At 68.1% G+C, this 2476-nt stretch carries 4 protein-coding genes; 3 read left to right on the top strand and 1 reads right to left on the bottom strand.

The genetic code is table 11. From position 1 onward, the window contains the following. The 3 genes from VNJ47_06115 to VNJ47_06105 all read left to right on the top strand — a co-directional run. On the top strand, positions 1-318 hold a 318-nt coding region (locus VNJ47_06115; GenBank protein ID HXG28407.1), incomplete at its 5' end, for a MerR family DNA-binding protein. Continuing rightward, positions 315-464 carry a hypothetical protein gene (locus VNJ47_06110; protein HXG28406.1) on the top strand — a complete coding sequence of 50 codons (150 nt, stop codon included), beginning with the start codon at positions 315-317 and terminating at the stop codon, positions 462-464. The genes VNJ47_06115 and VNJ47_06110, both read left to right, overlap by 4 nt. 93 nt (positions 465-557) lie before the next feature. Continuing rightward, a complete protein-coding gene (locus VNJ47_06105; GenBank protein ID HXG28405.1) occupies positions 558-1853 on the top strand; it encodes an ISL3 family transposase in 1296 nt (431 codons plus the stop codon). Here the strand turns inward: VNJ47_06105 and VNJ47_06100 are convergent. Beyond that, on the bottom strand, positions 1807-2476 hold a 670-nt coding region (locus VNJ47_06100; protein HXG28404.1), incomplete at its 5' end, for a hypothetical protein. The genes VNJ47_06105 and VNJ47_06100 overlap by 47 nt on opposite strands.

Raw genomic sequence — 2476 nt, 5'->3', positions numbered from 1 at the left:
CTGGACATGACGCTGGACGAAATCCGCGTACTGCTGCGTTTCAAGGATGCGCCGACCGAAAACTGCGGCGAGGTGAATGCATTGCTGGATGAACACATCGGCCATGTTGCCGCCCGCATTCGGGAATTGCGCTCGCTGGAGCGGCAACTTAAAGGGCTGCGGGATTTGTGTCAGGAAGCGCGGGATGCTGCCCACTGCGGCATCTTGAATGAGCTTGCTCGCCAAGGCTCCGAGGGCGGCTCCAGCGCGGCCGGACACGTGCATGGTGCGCACGGTCGTTCCGTTGAACGCAAGTCCATAAATGACAAGAGAAAATGAAATTGAACGACTCCGGCATCCCCGCCGCGCTGGCCGCTGCCGTACTTTTCGGCGCAGGCACGCCGCTGGCGAAACTGCTGCTTGAGCATGCTGGCCCCTGGTTGCGGCTCTTCGTCATTTCGTGTGGAACCCAACAGTCACAATGACTCCTGGTCGTCGAGCCCGGTGGGCATGTGTGCAGGCCGCTGGCCGGCCTGTGCACATGTCCACGAGGCGTGTTTGATCAGGAGGATGAGTCCATGGGCATTGCCGTAGAAGCTCTGTTCACCAGCGCGCTGGGCTTGCAGCCGCCGTGGGTCGTCGATGACGTCAGGCTCGACACCGCCAAGCGGCGTATCGACTTCGAGATCGGCTGCCACACCAGCAGGCTCGCCTGCCCGGCATGCGGTGCGGCCACGCAACCGGTGCACGACCGGCTGCGCCGATCCTGGCGGCACCTGGACTTCTTCCAGTTCGAGGCCTGGCTGCACTGCGACGTGCCGCGCGTGGCCTGCGGTGCCTGCGGCAAGACCACGCAGGTGGCCGTGCCCTGGGCGCGTCCGGGCTCGGGCTTCACCGCGGCGTTCGAAGCGCTGGCGCTGACCTTGTGCCTGGACCTGCCGGTGCGCCAGGCCGCCGAGTTGCTGCGCTGCAAGGACAAGCGGCTGTGGCGGCGCATCGAGTTCTACGTCGCGCAGGCGCGTGCGCTGGAAGACTTCGCCGGCGTGCGCACGGTGGGCATCGACGAGACCAGCCTGCGGCGCGGGCAGCACTACATCAGCGTCGTGCACGACCTGGATCGCAAGCGGCTGCTGTTCGCCACCGAGGGGCGCGAGCACCGCACGGTGGTGGAGTTCGCCGAGGATCTGAAGGCCCATGGCGGCGATCCCGCCCAGGTGCGGCACGTGTGCATGGACATGAGCGCGGCCTACGCCAAGGGCGTGGCGCTGGCGCTGCCCGAGGCGCAGATCAGCTACGACCGCTTTCACGTCGTCTCGATGGCCATCGATGCGATGGACCAGGTGCGCCGCGCGGAGATGGCCACCGACGCGCAGGCGGTGCGAGCCGCGCTGGGCGCTGGCGGCCGCAAGACGCTCAGGCAGCTGCTGTGGGGCATGCGGCGCAACCCCAGCAGCTGGAGCGCCCGCCAGCTCGATGCCATGCACTGGCTGCAGCGCTCGACGCTCAAGAGCGCGCGGGCGTGGCGGCTGAAGATGGCGCTGCGCGCGGTGTACGCACGGGCCACAGCGCACAACAGCATCGAACAGGCCGCATCCGACCTCAGGGCCTGGCTGAGCTGGGCGCGGCGCTGTCGGCTCGAGCCGTTCAAGAAGCTGGCCGCCACGCTCAAGGAGCGGTTCGACGCGGTGGTGCGCGGCATGGTCGATCACCGCAGCAACGCCTTCGTCGAGGCGATGAACGGGCTGCTGCAGCAGGCCAAGCGCGCCGCGCGCGGCTTCAGGACGAGCCAGAACTTCATCGCCATCGCCTACCTGCGCATGTCCAAGCTCAAGCACCTGCCGGCCAGTCCGTTCGCGCCGGCGATGCCCCAGTGACAGTGTTGCTTTCCACACGAAACGACATGGAGCCGAGTTGCGCGTCCTCGCGCAGCGCCGCTCGGGCAGCGCCGAACACGCCCTGCATCAACGCGTCCCAGTCTTCGATCCCGCCGGTGGTGTAGTCGCGCTGGTTGGCATACGGCGGGCTGGTGAAGAGCAGGTGCGCCCGCTCGCCATCGAGGAGGCGCGCGACGGCGGCCGCGTCGCGGCTGTCGGCGCACAGCAGCCGATGTTCACCGAGCAGCCACAGATCGCCGGGGCGCGTGACCGCCACCGTGGGCGGTGTGACGTCGTCCTCGTCCGGGTCGCGGACCAAAGCGCTCGTGTCCTCTTCGGCGGACGGTTCCGTCTTCTCGATGGCGTCGAGCAGGCCTTCGATCTCGGAGGCCGAGAAGCCGGTCAGGTCCAGATCGAAGCCGGCGTCGGCCAGTTCGGCGAACTCCAGCGCCAACATCGCCTGGTCCCAGCCGGCGTCGAGTGCGAGCCGGTTGTCGGCGATCACGTAGGCGCGCTTCTGCGCAGGCGTCAGGTGCGCAAGCTCGATCACCGGCACCTCGGCGAGCCCCAGCTTGCGCGCGGCCAGCAGCCGGCCGTGACCGGCGATCACGCCGTGGTCGCCG

The organism is Nevskiales bacterium (assembly GCA_035574475.1).
Lineage (GTDB): Bacteria > Pseudomonadota > Gammaproteobacteria > Nevskiales > DATLYR01 > DATLYR01.
The sequence above is the reverse complement of the archived record's forward strand: the minus strand, read 5'-3'. Positions and strand labels throughout refer to the sequence as shown.

Coding starts and splice junctions, on each gene's coding strand:
- VNJ47_06105 (HXG28405.1), top strand. CDS start 558: ATGGGCATTGCCGTAGAAGCTCTGTTCACCAGCGCGCTGGGCTTGCAG.
- VNJ47_06110 (HXG28406.1), top strand. CDS start 315: ATGAAATTGAACGACTCCGGCATCCCCGCCGCGCTGGCCGCTGCCGTA.